The 16,941-nt window shown below is 60.7% G+C and carries 16 protein-coding genes and 1 pseudogene; 9 read left to right on the top strand and 8 right to left on the bottom strand.

The genetic code is table 11. The features are described 5' to 3' along the window. Window positions 1-286: 286 nt before the first annotated feature. Both J3P89_RS03670 and J3P89_RS03665 read left to right on the top strand, forming a co-directional pair. On the top strand, window positions 287-733 hold the full coding sequence (locus J3P89_RS03670; protein WP_434696745.1) for a hypothetical protein: 447 nt from the start codon (window positions 287-289) through the stop codon (window positions 731-733). A gap of 82 nt (window positions 734-815) precedes the next feature. After that, window positions 816-1,616 carry a hypothetical protein gene (locus J3P89_RS03665; protein WP_434696744.1) on the top strand — a complete coding sequence of 267 codons (801 nt, stop codon included), beginning with the start codon at window positions 816-818 and terminating at the stop codon, window positions 1,614-1,616. Window positions 1,617-1,777: 161 nt separating this feature from the next. Here the strand turns inward: J3P89_RS03665 and J3P89_RS03660 are convergent. From J3P89_RS03660 to J3P89_RS03650, 3 genes and pseudogenes are all read right to left on the bottom strand, one after another. After that, window positions 1,778-3,974 (bottom strand): annotated as a pseudogene (locus J3P89_RS03660) (xanthine dehydrogenase family protein molybdopterin-binding subunit). Next, entirely contained in the window at window positions 3,971-4,963 is a 993-nt protein-coding gene (locus J3P89_RS03655) for an FAD binding domain-containing protein (protein WP_434696743.1), read from the bottom strand. The pseudogene J3P89_RS03660 and the gene J3P89_RS03655 overlap by 4 nt, the downstream one beginning before the upstream one ends. Continuing rightward, complete coding sequence (locus J3P89_RS03650) at window positions 4,960-5,484, bottom strand: (2Fe-2S)-binding protein (RefSeq protein ID WP_434571674.1); 525 nt, start codon at window positions 5,482-5,484, stop codon at window positions 4,960-4,962. The genes J3P89_RS03655 and J3P89_RS03650 overlap by 4 nt, the downstream gene beginning before the upstream one ends. Before the next feature lie 179 nt (window positions 5,485-5,663). Here J3P89_RS03650 and J3P89_RS03645 point away from each other — a divergent pair, with 179 nt between their 5' ends. Both J3P89_RS03645 and J3P89_RS03640 read left to right on the top strand, forming a co-directional pair. Beyond that, window positions 5,664-5,942, top strand: coding sequence for a type II toxin-antitoxin system RelE/ParE family toxin (locus J3P89_RS03645; RefSeq protein WP_434628070.1), 279 nt, complete (start codon window positions 5,664-5,666; stop codon window positions 5,940-5,942). Between the two features lie 14 nt (window positions 5,943-5,956). Beyond that, on the top strand, window positions 5,957-6,244 hold the full coding sequence (locus J3P89_RS03640) for a HigA family addiction module antitoxin (protein WP_434628067.1): 288 nt from the start codon (window positions 5,957-5,959) through the stop codon (window positions 6,242-6,244). A 5-nt stretch (window positions 6,245-6,249) separates the two neighbouring features. On the opposite strand, the gene J3P89_RS03635 is transcribed toward J3P89_RS03640, so the two are convergent. Together J3P89_RS03635 and J3P89_RS03630 are read right to left on the bottom strand one after the other, a co-directional pair. Continuing rightward, window positions 6,250-6,816 carry a DJ-1 family glyoxalase III gene (locus J3P89_RS03635; protein WP_434696742.1) on the bottom strand — a complete coding sequence of 189 codons (567 nt, stop codon included), beginning with the start codon at window positions 6,814-6,816 and terminating at the stop codon, window positions 6,250-6,252. A 79-nt stretch (window positions 6,817-6,895) separates the two neighbouring features. After that, entirely contained in the window at window positions 6,896-7,342 is a 447-nt protein-coding gene (locus tag J3P89_RS03630; protein ID WP_434696741.1) for a DUF4879 domain-containing protein, read from the bottom strand. 209 nt (window positions 7,343-7,551) lie between these two features. Between J3P89_RS03630 and J3P89_RS03625 the strand changes: the two genes are divergently transcribed. The 4 genes from J3P89_RS03625 to J3P89_RS03610 all read left to right on the top strand — a co-directional run bounded on the left by J3P89_RS03625 (window position 7,552) and on the right by J3P89_RS03610 (window position 11,483). Then, entirely contained in the window at window positions 7,552-8,847 is a 1,296-nt protein-coding gene (locus J3P89_RS03625) for an NCS2 family permease (protein WP_305498657.1), read from the top strand. After that, window positions 8,844-9,923: a tRNA (uridine(54)-C5)-methyltransferase TrmA gene (gene trmA, locus J3P89_RS03620; protein WP_434696740.1), complete on the top strand. Its 1,080-nt coding sequence runs from the start codon at window positions 8,844-8,846 to the stop codon at window positions 9,921-9,923. The genes J3P89_RS03625 and trmA overlap by 4 nt, the downstream gene beginning before the upstream one ends. Window positions 9,924-10,185: 262 nt before the next feature. Continuing rightward, the gene (gene aroQ / locus J3P89_RS03615) at window positions 10,186-10,626 is read left to right on the top strand and encodes a type II 3-dehydroquinate dehydratase (RefSeq protein WP_434696739.1); all 441 of its coding nucleotides are present in this window, start codon (window positions 10,186-10,188) and stop codon (window positions 10,624-10,626) included. 5 nt (window positions 10,627-10,631) lie between these two features. Further along, window positions 10,632-11,483 carry a shikimate dehydrogenase gene (locus J3P89_RS03610; protein ID WP_434696738.1) on the top strand — a complete coding sequence of 284 codons (852 nt, stop codon included), beginning with the start codon at window positions 10,632-10,634 and terminating at the stop codon, window positions 11,481-11,483. A gap of 128 nt (window positions 11,484-11,611) precedes the next feature. Here the strand turns inward: J3P89_RS03610 and J3P89_RS03605 are convergent, their stop codons facing one another. Beyond that, entirely contained in the window at window positions 11,612-12,289 is a 678-nt protein-coding gene (locus tag J3P89_RS03605; protein WP_320389482.1) for a TetR/AcrR family transcriptional regulator, read from the bottom strand. A gap of 102 nt (window positions 12,290-12,391) precedes the next feature. Continuing rightward, window positions 12,392-14,290, bottom strand: a complete 1,899-nt coding sequence (gene quiC / locus J3P89_RS03600) for a 3-dehydroshikimate dehydratase QuiC (protein WP_434696737.1) — start codon at window positions 14,288-14,290, stop codon at window positions 12,392-12,394. 270 nt (window positions 14,291-14,560) lie between these two features. Between quiC and J3P89_RS03595 the strand changes: the two genes are divergently transcribed. Beyond that, window positions 14,561-15,898, top strand: coding sequence for an MFS transporter (locus J3P89_RS03595; protein WP_434696736.1), 1,338 nt, complete (start codon window positions 14,561-14,563; stop codon window positions 15,896-15,898). A 154-nt stretch (window positions 15,899-16,052) separates the two neighbouring features. On the opposite strand, the gene J3P89_RS03590 is transcribed toward J3P89_RS03595, so the two are convergent. After that, window positions 16,053-16,931 carry a DMT family transporter gene (locus J3P89_RS03590; RefSeq protein ID WP_434571664.1) on the bottom strand — a complete coding sequence of 293 codons (879 nt, stop codon included), beginning with the start codon at window positions 16,929-16,931 and terminating at the stop codon, window positions 16,053-16,055. Window positions 16,932-16,941: the final 10 nt, after the last annotated feature.

Genomic DNA, 16,941 nt, shown 5'->3' with positions numbered 1-16,941 from the left:
TTTGGCCGATTTTTCTCTGTTCGATTCTTGGGCATCCGAGTTGAGGAATGCATTGGGCCTTTTCGGCAGTATTTGTGGGAAGAGTCCTAAGGGCCAAACCTGCTTGTTTATATAAACAACTTACTTACTACACGCCAGAGTAAATCTTCTTACGTATCTTTCCCTTATTAACATACGCAGACTTATTGGCATTGCAAAAAACCACTTAGCGTCACACCATGCAAAAAACATCCTCCGTGAAGCAATACCGGCAACGCTGTATAAAAATTAATACAGGGAACGAACCATGCGCGCATCGAACTGGATAATAACAACTCTTGCATTGACAATTTTCTCCGTGGCTTCAGCTATGGCTGGGCCAACCGTAACCGTCACATTCAAGAACCTTGGCACAAAGGACGCGACATACACCGTTACAAACAACAACGAAGCCTCCACCAGGAACAATTCCAACCCCACCCCCACGTCATCAATAAAAGCAGACCAATCCAACACCTACAAGGTGCAAAGTCGAACCTCTCCAGATGCCAACTTTGCAAGTTTGCGCTACAAAATGGGCAGCAAGGAGTGTGTTTATTCAACTACTTTCGTGGCGACTGCAGGTTCAGGAGGCTCCAAGATTCCAAGATGGAAGGAGTCTGCTACTCCGAGTGGCGGTGCTATCTGCACTATCACAGTCCTGTCCAGAGACTTCAGAACTTATGAATGGGCAGTGCAAATCACTATGAAGTGAGGACTGTCCGAATTCGAAGTCTTTTCAGGGCTGAACTCGGTAAACCAATATCCAAATACCTCGCCAGGAATAGGTGACTGCCATGGCAATTTCCAATGTCAACTTCATGATCCACAGCGCTCCTACTCTGAATAAAGCAACCGGAGCCAAAGCCACCGTCAGCGATAATCTGAATATCATTCACGACCCGGTAAATACCGGAGGTGATGACAGCAGCACCGTTTCTCCGCTCTCACGCCAATTGAGCGAGGCTGCTGAACGCGCAGAGGCGCGGGACGCTAGCCTGAGCAGGAAAGAGCTTTTCGCCTTGGCCATGAGCACAGCAGAAAAATTGGGTGAGGATTATATTGAAACCAAAGCCAGATATGATGCTGAAGTTCCTGATACCGATGACCCCGAACTCTTGGCGCGTGCCAGACAGGCCACTGAATACATCAACGGAGTCGTCACAGACGGCCGAGGCAAAAATCCTTTTTCCGGGATGCCGAGAGATCAACTGACCTTGATCATTTACGATGACAGCGGCGCTTTTACCGTCAATGAGCGGCGCTCTGCGCAACATGAAGTAGGCCAGCAGGAAGAGGCATGGCGGCAGATAGTCATCGCCAAGTCGGGGATGGAATCCAGCAACACAGGAAAAATGACCGATTTCTACAAGAATGTGCTCGAGCATTACCGTGGCTTGCCCGCCATTGAACAATCGCAGTATCCAGCCGATTACGAAGCCAGGCTGCTGCTTGATATAGCAATGGACCTCAAAATACCTGTTACCGATAGTGAAAACTTCTGGAACGAACTCTTCAAGGGCGATACCTCACTGGCCAAGCCCACCGCCCCCACCGAGGAGAAAGCAGCGGTCAACACCCATATCAAGGAGCCCTGAACAGATTATTCAAGAGCGACAACCCGCTGTTCGACAAGCCCCCACCTGAGCGGGACGCATGACAACTGGAGGCTCTCCGTTGAACTCAGCAGGCGTTTGAACCACTGCTCTCCAGCCTGTGGAACCGAAGTCCCACAGGCTCACTGTTATTCACCACTCCATCAGAGCAATTTATCCAGCGTAATGGGAAAGTCCCGCACCCGCTTGCCGGTCGCATGGTAAATGGCATTAGCCACCGCCGCCGCCACGCCCACGATGCCGATTTCACCGACGCCCTTGGACCCCAGCGCATTGACGATGTCGTCCTGTTCATCGACGAACACCACGTCGATGTCACCGATGTCGGCGTTGACCGGCACGTGGTATTCGGCCAGGTTGTGGTTCATGTGCCGGCCCAGGGCGTGGTCGGTCAGGGTTTCTTCGTGCAGGGCCATGCCGACGCCCCAGACCACGCCACCGAGAATCTGGCTGCGGGCGGTTTTCGGGTTGATCACCCGCCCGGCCGCGATGGCGCTGACCACGCGGTTGACCTTCACCGTGCCCAGGTCTTCGTCGACCAGCACCTCGACGAACACAGCCGAATGCGTAGCGGTGGCATAGGCTTGGCGTTTCTCATCCGGCTGGGCCGTGACCTGTGTCTGCAACGGCGTCTCGCCGCTGTTCCGAGCGAGCTCCGCCAGGGTGACACTGGCCTCCCCCATGCGCAGCTCACCGTCGACAAACGTCACTTGCTCAAGGGTTGCGCCGCTGAAGGCCGGGCAAGTCTGCCGAGCCACGGCGAGCAGTTTTTCCCGCAGCGCCTCACAGGCTTGCTGCACTGCGGTGCCGACTGACGAGACGGTAAACGAACCGCCCTGCAGCGGTGCGGTCGGCAGCGACGAATCGCCAAGCACAAAAGTGGCATTCTCCAAGGAAACGCCGGACGTCTCGGCAGCAATCTGGGTCATGACGGTATAGGTACCGGTGCCGATGTCAGTGGTCGCGCTGCTGACGGTCAGCTTGCCGTTGGGATCCAGCGACGCTCGGGCGCTGGCCTTCTGCTGCATGGCCTCCCAAACACCCCCGGCCATGCCCCAACCTACCAGTTGCCGCCCTGCGCGCATGCTGCGCGGCTCCGGATTGCGCTTGCTCCAACCGAAACGGTCGGCACCCTGGGCATAACATTCACTCCTTGCTCGAATACGGCTTGCCTTCGTTCTCGTTACGTTCGGCGTAGTTGATCAAGCGCAGCTGGACCGGGTCGATGGCCAGGGCGCAGGCCAACTCGTCCATGGCGCACTCCAGACCGATCAGTCCAAGGGCGGCGCCGGGGGCACGCATGTCCAGCGGCGTGTAGACGTCCAGGGGCACCAGTTTGTAACTCAATTCGACGTTATCGCAGTGATAGAGCATGCCGCTCCATTCCACCACATGCTCGGTGAAGTCCTCGAAGCGCGACGTCTGGCCTACGGCGCTATGGGCCACCGCGAGCAAACGTCCGTTGGCCGCCGCTCCCAGTTGCACGCGCTGGAAGGTCCGGGGCCGGTAGCCGAAGGTAAACATTTGCTGACGGGTCAGGCTGACCCGCACCGAGCGCTTGAGCGTCAGCGCGGCCATTACCGCCAACGGCAACTGGTACTGCGGGCGCAGCCCGGAACCGAAAGCGCCGCCAACGTAGGCGGCAAACACCCGCACCTGTTCTTTTTCCAGCCCGAACACCTCTTGTACATAGGCCTGGCAATTCTGCGTGCCCTGGGTTTTGTCATGGATGTGCAGGCTGCCGTCGGGTTGGTACAGAACGGTCGAAGCGTGGGGCTCCATCGGGTTGTGATGTTCTATCGGCGTGCTGTAGGACACATCAACGCTGAGTGCCGAGCTGGCGTACTCGCCCTGAAAATTCCCACGGGGCTTGGGCAATTCGGCCGGTGCCGGATGCGCTTCGTTTTGCAGGATCGTCAGATCGGTCTGATGGTCCTGGGTCTCGTAGTCGATTTCAACGAGCGAGCCGGCATAACGCGCCAACTCGAGATTTTCCGCAACCACCAGGGCGAGCGGCTGGCCGCTGTAGAGGACCTGGTCGTTGAACAACGGCCGGAACGGCGAACCCTCCGCGGCATCGGCATCCTGGTAGGGCTCGTCGTAACTGGCGATCTTCGGGCGGTTGGTATGGTCGATCACCGCGACGACGCCCGGCAGCGCCAGGGCTCGGGAAGCATCGATGCGCACGACCCGGCCACGGGCGATACCGCTGGAGACGACGCTGCCGTGCAGCAGGCCATCTTCGGGATACTCCCCGGCGTATCGGGCCCGACCAGTGACCTTGAGCAGGCCATCGGTCCGGTCAAGCGGCTTGCCTATGGTTTTGCTCAATGCATTCATCGGGTGGTTCCCCCCACCAGCGCGGCATCGCTCAAGGCGCGGATAATTGCCCGGCGTGCCAGTTTGACTTTGAAGCCGTTGTGCTCCAGCGGCTCGGCGTTCTGCATTAACGCATCGGCAGCCGCCGTAAAGGTTTCGCGGCTGACGGCCTGGCCGACCAGCCAGTTTTCCACGGCCTTGTCGCGCCACGGTTTGTGGGCTACACCGCCGAGGGCCAGCCGAGCCTGGCGAATCACCGGCCCATCAAGCTCCAGCGCCGCCGCCACCGAAACCAGCGAAAAGGCGTAGGAGGCCCGGTCACGGATCTTCAGGTAGTGGCTATGTTCAGCAAAACCCGCTGGGGGCAACTCGATGTAGGTGATCAGCTCGTCATCGGCCAATTGGTTGTCCCGATCCGGTGCGTCACCGGGCAGACGGTGAAAATCAGCGAATTCGATAGTCCGCGCGCCGCCCCGTCCCAGCACATGAACAACCGCCTCAAGCGCCGCCAGGGCCACGCACATGTCCGACGGATGAGTCGCCACGCACTGATCACTGGCGCCGAAAATCGCGTGGATCCGGTTCAGGCCGCTTCGGGCCGGGCAACCGCTGCCTGGGCGCCGCTTGTTGCACGGCACGGAAGCGTCATAAAAGTAATAGCAGCGCGTGCGTTGCAACAGGTTGCCACCGGTGCTGGCCATATTGCGCAACTGCGGCGAGGCGCCCGCCAGGATGGCTTGGGCGAGCAGCGGATAGCGCCGTTGAATCCACGGATGCCAGGCCAGATCGGCATTGCTCACCAATGCGCCAATCATCACCCCGCCCGACGGGGTCTCGCTGAGGTCCGTCAAAGGCAGACCGGTGATATCGATCAAGTGCTGGGGGCGGCTGAGGTTTTCCTTCATCAGGTCCAGCAGGTTGGTGCCACCGGCGATGAAGCGCGAATTCGCACTGGACAACTCGACGGCCGCCTGCACGGTGTCGGGCTTGCTGTAGCTAAAGGGATTCATCGCTCGCCCTCCGTTGGCTGGCAGAGCGGAAGCGCTTCCTCGATCGCGTCGCGAATATTGTTGTAGGCGCCGCATCGGCAGAGGTTGCCGCTCATCAGTTCGCTGATTTCGGCGCTGGTCTGCGCCCGGCCCTCGTTGGCCAGCCCCACCGCCGAACAGATCTGCCCCGGCGTGCAGTAGCCGCACTGGAACGCGTCATGCTTGATGAACGCCCGTTGCATGGGGTGCAGCTCATCGCCATTGGCCAAGCCCTCGACGGTGGTCAACTCAGCGCCGTCGCACATCACCGCCAGGGTCAGGCAGGCGTTGATGCGCTTGCCATCACGCAACACCGTGCAGGCGCCGCATTGGCCGTGATCGCAGCCTTTCTTGCTGCCTACCAGGTCCAGTTGCTCGCGCAGCAGGTCCAGCAACGTGGTCCAGGGCAGCACCTGCAACTCACGCACGGCGCCATTGAGTGTCAGACGTATCGGATGACGGACGAAGGACGCCTGCGTCGCTTCGGACAAGGTCGCGCTCATGGAACACCTCACGGTTGGTCGTACTCGCGGCGTTTTGCGAAACCGCCGTCATAAGGGGTACGACTTCGAGGTGGGGTGAGCGTTCAAGGCAATTGCTGCTGCGAAAGCACGGTTCTATCCCGCATGTGAGGTAACTATGTACCGCACCGAGTGTAATGTGTCGCCTTACACTCGCGTCCATGATTAAATCCTTCCAGCACAAAGGTCTTAGAATTTTCTATGAAACGGGTTCGACGCGTGGAGTTCGGGCTGACCATGGGAAACGCCTGGCTCGCATGCTTCAGTTCATGGATCGAGCGCGTATTCCGAGCGATCTGGACATACCCGGATGGCGGTTGCACCCGCTCAAGGGCGAGCTGACCGAATATTGGTCGCTGAGTGTTTCGGGAAACTGGCGAATCATTTTTCGCTTCATCGGGTCCGACATCGAACTGGTCGATTACCTCGACTATCACTGACAGGAGGCTGGAACATGCCCATGCACAATCCGCCACATCCTGGCGAAACATTGCTGGTGGACGTGCTGCCCGAGCTGGGCATCACGGTGACCGAACTGGCACGCCATCTGGGTTTCGCCCGGCCGCATCTTTCCCGTGTATTGCATGGCCATGCGCCGATCAGCCCTGACCTGGCAGTGCGCCTTGAGCGTGCAGGAATCGGCAAGGCGCGCGTCTGGCTGGGCGTGCAGACTGATTACGACTTATGGCAGGCCGAGCAACGCGAACAACCTTTGATCGAACCCCTTGCCCACCACGCATGACGCTGTCAGGCCAGCAACTCCGCCCCCACCACGCTCCTCACACCCTTGCCGGCGAGTTGCTCCACCAGCGTCAGGGCAAATATCAGGGCGGCGGCCGAGCCTTGGGCGGTGATGCAGTTGCCATCCACCACCACCGGCTGGTCGACGAAGCTGCATCCGGACAGCTGCTGGCTCACGGCGGGCAGGCACGTCATGCGGCGCTGGCGTAGCACGCCGAACGCCTGGAGTACCAGCGCCGGCGCTTCGGCGATGGCGGCAAAAAATCGCCCGGCGGCGGCCTGGTCCCTGACCAACTGCTGCAACGGCTGGTGGGTGGCCAGATGCTGCGCGCCAATGATGCCGCCCGGCAGGACGATCAGGTCGAAATCCTGAACCAGCATGTCCACCAGCATGCCGTCGGCGGTCAGGCGCGTGCCGCGTGCACAGGTGAGCATGCGTCGGCCCTCGATACTCGCCACCACCACTTCGAGCTGCGCACGACGCAACACATCGATCAGCGTCACCGTCTGCAAATCGTCGACGCCTTCAGCCACGGCAATCAGGGCTCGGGGGATCTTGGTTCCAGGAATCATGGGCGCTCTCCGCTGGGTGATCCCTCAAGACTAGCCAGCTTTGCCGGACCGTGTCAGGTGAAGGTCGCCCGTGACGGTGTCATTTGATGTAGAGCTGGGTCGCCATCCGGTTCCCCGGCGCGTTGATCGACACATTGCTGAAGCTGAAAGTGCCTTCCTGCTTGCCCTTCAGATCGAAGATGTACAGGTAACCGACCACCTTGGTGCTCGTCGAACAGTCGTTGAGATTGCCATTGCTGAACGCACACACCGGCGAGCGGGTGCCGTCGACTTCGAAGCCGTCCAGCGTGACATGAGGCTGGCGGCCATAACCGACCTCCAACACGTAGACCTTGATATTCGGCCCGCTGTGATCGCAACGGGTCTGCGCCCGCCCTGCCGCGATATTCTCAAACCCACAGGTCGGCGATTCGACCTTGAGCACCTTGACCTCGCTCAGCGGCGGCGCCGAGGCGGCGTGCGCCGCCGTTCCGAGCAGCCCCAGGTTCAAGGCGCAGGCCCATGCGAATTTTTTCATGCGATACATACCGACCTCCCCGGAATCGCGCGCAGTATGGCCCAACTTTTGCGTCTGCACACTTTGCGACGCACACCGAGGATCGCAGCCTCATCGCCGCGCTGCTATGATGCGCGGCTTTTTCCGACCCGCAGAAAATCCCGGGCGCCCCTGGCGCAGTGTGCTTTGCTGTTGAGGTCGATACATTCACGGCGCCGCGCGCGCCACGGGGAGCAGACATGCTGGAAAGGCTGTTTCAACTCAAGGCACACAATACCAACGTGCGGACCGAAATCCTGGCGGGCGTCACGACCTTCCTGGCCATGGCCTACATTCTGTTCGTCAACCCGAGCATTCTCGGCGAAACCGGCATGGACAAGGGTGCCGTATTCGTCGCCACCTGCCTGGCGGCGGCCATCGGTTCGACGGTCATGGGCCTGATCGCCAACTATCCGATCGCCCTCGCACCGGGCATGGGCCTGAATGCCTTCTTCACCTACACCGTGGTCTTGCACATGGGCCACACCTGGCAAGTGGCGCTGGGTGCGGTATTCGTTTCAGCCGTATTGTTTTTCCTGCTGTCGATCTTTCGTATTCGCGAATGGATCATCAACAGCATCCCGCTGCCACTGCGCTCGGCCATCGCCGCCGGTATCGGCCTGTTCCTGGCGCTGATCGCCCTGAACAACGCTGGCATCGTGGTGAAAAACCCGGCGACCATGGTCGGTCTCGGCGACCTGAAGCAACCGGCACCAATCCTGGCGACCCTGGGCTTCGTCCTGATCGTCGCCCTGGAAGCACTGAAAGTACGCGGCGCCGTGCTGATCGGCATCCTGGCGGTCACCGTCGTCTCGATCGTAATGGGCTTCACGCCGTTTGGCGGGATCATTTCCGCGCCGCCCTCCCTCGCCCCGACGTTTTTGCAACTGGACATCAAGGGCGCCCTGGACATCGGTCTGGTGAGCGTGATCTTCGCCTTCCTCTTCGTCGACCTGTTCGACAACTCCGGCACCCTGATCGGCGTCGCCAAGCGCGCCGGGCTGATGGGCAAGGACGGCCACATGCCGAAGATGGGCCGCGCGCTGATCGCCGACAGCACCGCCGCCATGGCCGGTTCGCTGCTGGGCACCTCGACGACCACCAGCTACATCGAGTCGGCGGCAGGCGTCAGCGCCGGCGGACGCACCGGCCTGACCGCCATCGTCGTGGCGATCCTGTTCCTGCTGGCGCTGTTCTTCTCGCCACTGGCCGCCAGCGTCCCGGCCTTCGCCACCGCGCCGGCCCTGTTGTTTGTGGCCGTGTTGATGACCTCCGGCCTGGCCGAGATCGACTGGGACGACATCACCGTCGCCGCCCCGGTGGTGATCACGGCGCTGGCAATGCCGTTCACCTACTCCATCGCCAATGGCATCGCCTTCGGCTTCATCGCCTGGACCGCCATCAAACTGGTGTCCGGCCGTGGCCGTGAGCTGAACCCGGCGCTGGTCATCCTGTCGATCCTGTTCGTTATCAAGTTGGGTTGGTTCAACGCATGACTTTTGATTCCCAAGCCTACGCCGCCCAGTTGCAGGACAAGGTCACGCGCTTGCGTGACTTGCTGGCTCCGTTCAATGCACCCGAGCCCGAGGTATTCGACTCGCCGTTGCAGAACTTCCGCCTGCGCGCCGAATTCCGCCTGTGGCGCGAAGCCGGCGAACGCCACTATGCGATGTTCTCCCAGGATGACAAGCGCACGCCAATCCTGATCGAAGAGTTCCCCATCGCCAGCTTGCGCATCAACCAGTTGATGCCGCAGCTCAAGGCCGCCTGGCAGGCCAGTGTGCCGTTGAGCCACAAGCTGTTCCAGGTGGAATTCCTGACCACCCTGGCCGGCGACGCGATGATCACCCTGTGTTATCACCGCCCGCTGGATGAATACTGGCACGCCGCGGCGTTGAAACTCGCGGCCGACCTGGGCGTCAGTATCATCGGACGCTCCAAAGGCAAACGGGAAGTGATCGGCCACGATTACGTGGTGGAAAAACTTGAGGTGGGCGGCCGTGCCTTCAGCTATCGCCAGCCCGAAGGCGCCTTCACCCAGCCCAACGGCACGGTAAACCAGAAGATGCTCAACTGGGCTTATGAAGCCTTGGGCGATCGCAGCGACGATCTGCTGGAGCTTTACTGCGGCAACGGCAACTTCACGTTGCCCCTGGCCACCCGCGCGCGCAAAGTGCTCGCCACTGAAATCAGCAAGACATCGGTCAACGCAGCGCTGAGCAACCTCAGCGAAAACGCTGTGGATAACGTCACGTTGGTACGGCTATCCGCCGAGGAACTGACCGAAGCCTTGAACGAAGTCCGCCCATTCCGCCGCTTGCAGGGTATCGACCTGAAAAGCTACGAATTCGGCAGCGTCTTCGTCGACCCACCTCGCGCCGGCATGGACCCGGACACCTGCGAACTGACCCGACGCTTCGACAACATCCTCTACATCTCCTGCAACCCGGAAACCCTCGCCGCGAACATCGCGCAGTTGAGCGACACCCACCGCATCACGCGCTGCGCTTTGTTTGATCAGTTTCCGTGGACTCATCACATGGAATCCGGCGTGTTGCTGACCCGGCGCTGACCTACGCAAACCGTCGTGGCGAGGGAGCTTGCTCCCGCTCGGTTGCACAGCAACCGCAAAAACCTGGGGCTGCTGCGCAGCCCAGCGGGAGCAAGCTCCCTCGCCACAACTGCCCTCTCCTTACTTAAGGCAACGTCCGATCATCGAACGGTTATTGCCCGATGACCGCTGCTTTATTTGACCAAATTAACCATCTAGTACAATTTATCCCCACAGGCTGAACTACAGCCCACACCAACAATAAAAATGTGGAGAAATTGCGATGCCTCCGATCGTTCTGGTGCTCAACGGCCCGAACCTGAACCTGCTCGGCACCCGCGAGCCGGCCACCTATGGCCACGAAACCCTGGCTGATATTTCCGCGCTGTGCGGCTGCGCCGCCGAGGAGTTCGGCCTGGCCGTGGAGTTCCGCCAGACCAACCAGGAAGGCGAACTGCTTGACTGGATTCACGGCGCCCGTGGCCGGTGTGCCGGGATCATCATCAACCCGGCGGCCTGGACCCACACTTCGGTTGCGATCCGCGACGCGCTGGTGGCCAGTGAAGTCCCGGTGATCGAAGTCCACCTGTCCAACGTCCACGCCCGCGAAACCTTTCGTCACCACTCCTTTGTCTCGTCAGTCGCCATCGGCGTGATGTGCGGGTTCGGCAGCCATGGTTATCGCCTGGCCCTGGAGCATTTCAGTCAGCGGTTGAAGGGTTGATGAGTATGTCCAACGTCACTGTACTGGCCGGCCTGATCGGCGCGGGCATCCAGGCCTCTCGCACGCCGGCGCTCCACGAACACGAAGGCGATGCCCAAGGCATGCGTTACCTGTATCGGCTGATTGATCTGGATGCGCTGAAACTCGACAGCGGCGCCCTGGGCGATTTGCTGGTGGCTGCCGAACGCATGAGTTTTACCGGGTTGAATATCACGTTTCCCTGTAAACAGGCGGTCATCCCGCTGCTGGACGAGTTGTCGCCCGAAGCGCGTGGCATCGGTGCGGTGAATACCGTGGTGCTCAAGAACGGCAAACGCATCGGCCACAACACCGACTGCCTCGGGTTCGCCGAAGGCTTTCGTCGAGGCTTGGGCGATGTTTCCCGTCGCCATGTCGTCCAGATGGGCGCAGGGGGTGCCGGGGCTGCCGTTGCCCACGCGCTACTCGCCGAAGGCGTGGAGACGCTGAGCATCTTTGATGTCGAGACCAGCCGTGCCGAGGCGCTGGCGAACAACCTGAACCAACAGTTCGGCACCGGCCGTGCTCGCGCCGGGCATGACCTGCCCACCGCCATGGCCGAGGCCGACGGGCTGGTGAACACCACGCCCATGGGCATGGCGAAACTGCCGGGGATGCCGGTACCGGTGGAGCTGTTGCGAGGCGATCTGTGGGTCGCGGAAATCGTCTATTTCCCGTTGGAAACCGAACTGCTGCGCAACGCCCGCGCCCTCGGCTGCCGCACGCTGGATGGCGGCACCATGGCGGTGTTCCAGGCGGTGAAAGCGTTCGAACTGTTCAGCGGCGTGGCGCCCGATGCGGGGCGGATGCTGGCGCATTTTCAGCGCATGGATAATTAAAGCCGAGTGAAAATTCCTCTGTGTCTGCGAGCCTGCTCGCGAATGCGTTGTTTCAGTAGGCGAATTTGTGACTGGCACAGCGCATTCGCGAGCAGGCTCGCTCCCACAAGGTATGCAGAGGTTCGGTGTCAGGCCTGCAAGTACCGCAATACCGATTCACAGACCATCTGCCGATGGCGCTGCTTGACCGCTTCGTCCGACAGATCGATCTGAAAGATCTCACCGAACGTCTGGCGGTTGGACACCCGATAGAAGCAGAACGAACTGATCAGCAGATGCACATCCAGCGGCTCGAGACCGGCGCGGAACACGCCCTCCTCGGCGCCTCGGCGCAATATCACACCGAGGGAATCGAGGATGGTGTTGGTCATCGCCTTGATCGCGCCAGACTGCTTCACGTATTCGGCGTTGTGGATGTTCTCGATGCAGACGATACGCACGAAGTCCACATTGCGGTCATGGTGGTCGAAAGTGAATTCCACCAGGCGCCGGATTGCGTCGACCGGCGCCAGCTCGGCCAGGTGCAGGCGGCTTTCGGTAGTGCGGATATCGCCGTAGAGTTTTTCCAGCACCTCGACGTACAGCTGCTCCTTGCTGCCGAAGTAGTAATAAATCATCCGCTTGGAGGTGTGGATGCGCTCGGCGATGGCGTCGACCCGCGCGCCGGCCAGGCCCTGCTGGACGAACTCGACGATGGCTTCCTGAAGAATATTTTCCCGGGTCTTTTCCGGGTTGTTCTTGCGACTCTTGCGCGGCGCGGCGACAGGTTCGTCGAGGGCTGCGGAAAGCTCTGGATTCATAGTCATTACGGGCTCACGGCCATCACTGCACAGGTTCGCGATTATGGGCCGCACCGCACAGTGAAGGAAGCCACGGCGTTGCCCTTTACCGCCGCGCTTACGATTTCCCTACAACTTGGCGTGCCGCAAGCCGCCGCTGCGGGACTTGGCCATGGCCGCCAGCCGCACCGCGACGTTGGCCGCGCCGTAGCCGGCATAACCGTTCTTGCGCTGGATGATTTCGAAGAAAAACCGCCCTTCGAACGGTTCGGTATAGACGTGAAACAACTCGCCGCCTTGGGCGTCACGGTCGTACAACACGTTGAAATAGGCCAGCTCGCTGAGAAACTCATCGTCGAAATCGAAACGTGCCGCCAGGTCATCGTAGTAATTGAGCGGAATGTCCAGCAACGGCACCCCGGCCTCTTTGGCACGGCTGACCTGGGCGAAGATATCGTCGCAGTCAAAGGCGATATGGTGCACGCCGGAACCGCGATAACTCGACAGCGCGTGTGAGATCGCGGTGTTGCGGTTCTCGGAAATGTTCAGCGGCAAGCGAATCGAACTGCAGCGGCTGCGCAACGCACGGCTTTTCACCAGGCCATAGGGGTCGGGCAACACCACTTCATCGTCAGCTTCGAAATCCAGCAGGCTCTTGTAGAACAGCACCCAACTGTCGAGGCTGTCGGCCGGCAGCGCCATCGCCATGTGGTCGATGCGCTTGAGCCCGGCGCCGATGACCGCACCGGGTTGCAAGTTGAAATCGGTGCCATAGACATCGGCGTCCTGGTCCACCAGGTAGATCAGGCTGCCATCCGGCGCTCGCACCGCCGCCAGCTCCAGCTCGTTGGGCCCGACCAGGCCACGATAAGGCTGGCCCTTGTAGGCCACCGCCCGCTTGAGAGCGCTGGCGCTGTCCTTGACCCGCACGGCGGTGGCGCACAACGATGGGCCATGGGCTTCAAAAAAGCTGTGGGCGAAGGAATACGGCTCGCAATTGAGGATCAGGTTGATATCGCCCTGGCGCAACAGGCTGACGTTCTTGGAGCGATGCTGGCCGGCCTTGACGAACCCCAGCCGCTCCAGCCAGTGGGAGAGCTTGGCGCCGAGGTTGTCATCCACGGCGAACTCCAGGAATTCAACGCCGTTGTATTCGCTGGCCGGCGCTGTCGCGAAGAGGATATCGCTGTTCTGCGCAGGCGCTTGCGCGGCCAGGCGCTCACGGGTTTTTTCTTCCAGGTACAGCAGCGAACGCAAACCGTCGGCGGCGTTGGCCCTGGGCGGCGCGGCGCGAAACCCGTCGTTGAAGATCTCCAGCGACAGCGGCCCGGTGTAACCGCTCTGGATGATCGGCGCGAGGAAACCCGGCAGGTCGAATTCGCCCTGGCCCGGGAAACAGCGAAAATGCCGGCTCCACTCCAGAACGTCCATCGCCAGGATCGGTGCGTCGGCCATCTGCACGAAAAAAATCTTCTCCCCGGGAATCTCGGCGATGGCGCTCGGGTCGCCCTTGGGGGACAAGGTGTGGAAGCTGTCGAGCAGCACGCCCAGGCTGGGGTGATCGGCCTGGCGCACGATGTTCCAGACCTGTTGATAAGTATTCACGTGGCGGCCCCAGGCCAACGCTTCATAGCCGATGCGCAGGCCCCGCGCACCGGCACGCTCCGCCAGCAAACGCAGGTCATCGATCAGTATCTGTTCGTCGCCGACACTGTCGGCCGAGGCATTGCTGCACACCAGCACCAGATCGGTGCCCAGCTCTTGCATCAGATCGAATTTACGCTCGGCGCGGTCGAGGTTGCGCGCCAGACGATCCCGGCGGCAGCCTTCAAAATCCCGAAATGGCTGGAACAAGGTGATGGCGATACCCAGGTCGGCGCACATCTGCCTGATTTCCCGAGGGCTGCCGTCGTAATACAGGAGATCGTTCTCGAAAATTTCCACGCCGTCGAAACCAGCGGCGGTAATCGCTTCGAGTTTTTCCGGCAGGGTACCGCTCAAGGAAACAGTGGCAATGGAACGCTGCATGACTTCGGCTCCCGGGACAGGCATCGGCTACACAAGGTGCGCCGCTTTTGAAAGAGTCAGCCGATTATTGAGCGGTCGGTTTTTTTGGGCAATTTAATATGTACCATCCGGTTAGTTTTTTGGGCGATTATCGAACACAATGCCCGATGAGCGAATTGACGATTTTTTGTCCACTGCGCACCATCGACCCCCACATTGACGCCGGGTTGCGGCGCGAGCCTCAATGCAGACCCAGACCACACCATAAGAATTTCAAGAACGGGTGCACCTATGATTCCTTCCCAGAGTTCCCGCCTGGCCCCCGGCCTGAGTGCCGCCCAAGACGGCATCGGCGACAAGATCCGTGGCGCCATGGCCGTGGGCAAGACCCGTTGGGGCATGCTTGCCCTGGTGTTTTTCGCCACCACCCTGAACTACATCGACCGCGCCGCCCTTGGGGTCATGCAGCCGATCCTGGCCAAGGAGATGAGCTGGACGGCGATGGACTACGCCAATATCAACTTCTGGTTCCAGGTCGGTTATGCGGTCGGCTTCCTGCTGCAAGGTCGCCTGATCGACCGGATCGGCGTCAAGCGTGTGTTCTTCTGCGCCGTGCTGCTCTGGAGCCTGGCAACCGGCGCCCATGGCCTGGCCACTTCGGCGGTGGGCTTCATGGTCTGCCGCTTCATCCTCGGCCTGACCGAAGCCGCCAATTACCCGGCCTGCGTCAAGACCACGCGGCTGTGGTTTCCGGCCGGCGAACGGGCCGTGGCCACCGGTATCTTCAACGCGGGCACCAACGTTGGCGCGATGTTCACGCCGATGCTGCTGCCGCTGATCCTGCACGTGTGGGGCTGGCAGGCCGCGTTCCTGTGCATGGCCGCGCTGGGCGGGATCTGGTTGCTGTTCTGGGGCCTGAAATATTTCAACCCGGAAGATCACCCCAGCGTCAAACAGTCGGAACTGGACTACATCCAGGCCCAGGAAGAACCGGACCAGGTCCGCGTACCGTTCTCCCGTATCCTGCGCATGCGCGGCACCTGGGCCTTCGCCCTGGCCTACTCGATTACCGCGCCGGTGTTCTGGTTCTACCTCTACTGGCTGCCGCCGTTTCTCAACCAGCAATACAACCTGGGCATCAACGTGACCCAGATGGGCATCCCGCTGATCATCATCTACCTGACCGCCGACTTCGGCAGCGTCGGCGGCGGGATCCTGTCCTCGTTCCTGATCGGTCGCGGGGTCAACCCGATCAAGGCGCGACTGGTCTCCATGCTGCTGTTCGCCTGCTGCATCGTTGGGGTGATCATGGCCGCCGGCTCCAGCAGCCTGTGGGTGGCGGTGTTTGCCATTTCCCTGGCCATCGGCGCGCACCAGGCCTGGACGGCAAATATCTGGAGCCTGGTGATGGATTACACGCCCAAGCACATGATGAGCACGGTGTTCGGCTTCGGCGGCATGTGCGCGGCCATCGGCGGGATGTTCATGACCCAGTTGGTGGGGCACATCCTGACCGTCACCAATAACAACTACACGGTGCTGTTCACCCTGATTCCGGCGATGTATTTCATTGCGCTGATCTGGATGTACTTCATGGCGCCGCGCAAGGTTCCGACCCTGGAAAACTGACCGTGAACTAACGGACAGCGATTTACCCGTGGCGAGGGAGCTTGCTCCCGCTCGATTGCGCAGCAATCGTAAAAAAGCGAGGGCCGCTTCGCAGCCCAGCGAGAGCAAGCTCCCTCGCCACAAAAGCCTGTGCCAGCCATAAATGGCTTGAGCTTTACTTGCGCCGCTGCTGCCACGCCGCTGCCAATCCACTCAAGCAGATCAGGACGATACCCACCACCGTGGTCAGCGTCGGCGTATGGCTGAACAACAGCCAGCCGAGCAGCCCGGCGAAAATAATCTGGCAATACCCGAACGGCGCCAGCAGCGCCGGGGCGGCGAAGCGGAAGGCCTGGGTCAGCATCAGGTGCGCGGTCATCCCGCAGGCACCCAATGCGAGCATCATCAAGCCGTGGGTCACGCTGGGCACTTGCCAGAAGAACGGCACCAGCGCGCTCATCACCAGGGTATTGCACAGTCCTGCGAAAAAGTTACTGGTGGTCGGGCTGTCGATCTCGCTGAGCTTGCGCGTGAGCAATTGGTAGAAGCAGAAAAACAGCGCCGAACAGAACGGCAACAGCACCGCCGGCGTGAACAGATCACCACCGGGGTGAACGATGATCAGCACCCCGATGAAACCGAAGATCACCGCGATCCACTGACCGCGCGTCACGTGTTCGCCCAGCAACGGCACTGACAGCGCGGTGACCAGCACGGGGGCGAGGAAGTTGACCGCGGTCGCCTCGGCCAAGGGGATGTACATCAGCGCCGTGGTGAAAAACAGACTGGTGCCCAACAGGCACAACGCCCGGGCCAGTTGCCACAACGGACGCTTGGTCCGCAGCACCCGCAGCCCCGAGCGCGGCAGGAAAATGCCCGCCATCAACAACGTGTGCACCACGTAACGGGCCCAGACCACCATGATGATCGGATAAAAACCCGAGAGATATTTGGACAATGCGTCGTGACTGGAGAACAGGAACGTTGCGACCAGAATAAGCACGATGCCCTTGAAAGCCTGGTTGACGCCGGAGAGCGGAGTGCTGACGGTCATGAGGGAAACC

It is taken from the genome of Pseudomonas sp. Z1-14 (assembly GCF_051132005.1).
Lineage (GTDB): Bacteria > Pseudomonadota > Gammaproteobacteria > Pseudomonadales > Pseudomonadaceae > Aquipseudomonas.
The sequence above is the reverse complement of the archived record's forward strand: the minus strand, read 5'-3'. Positions and strand labels throughout refer to the sequence as shown.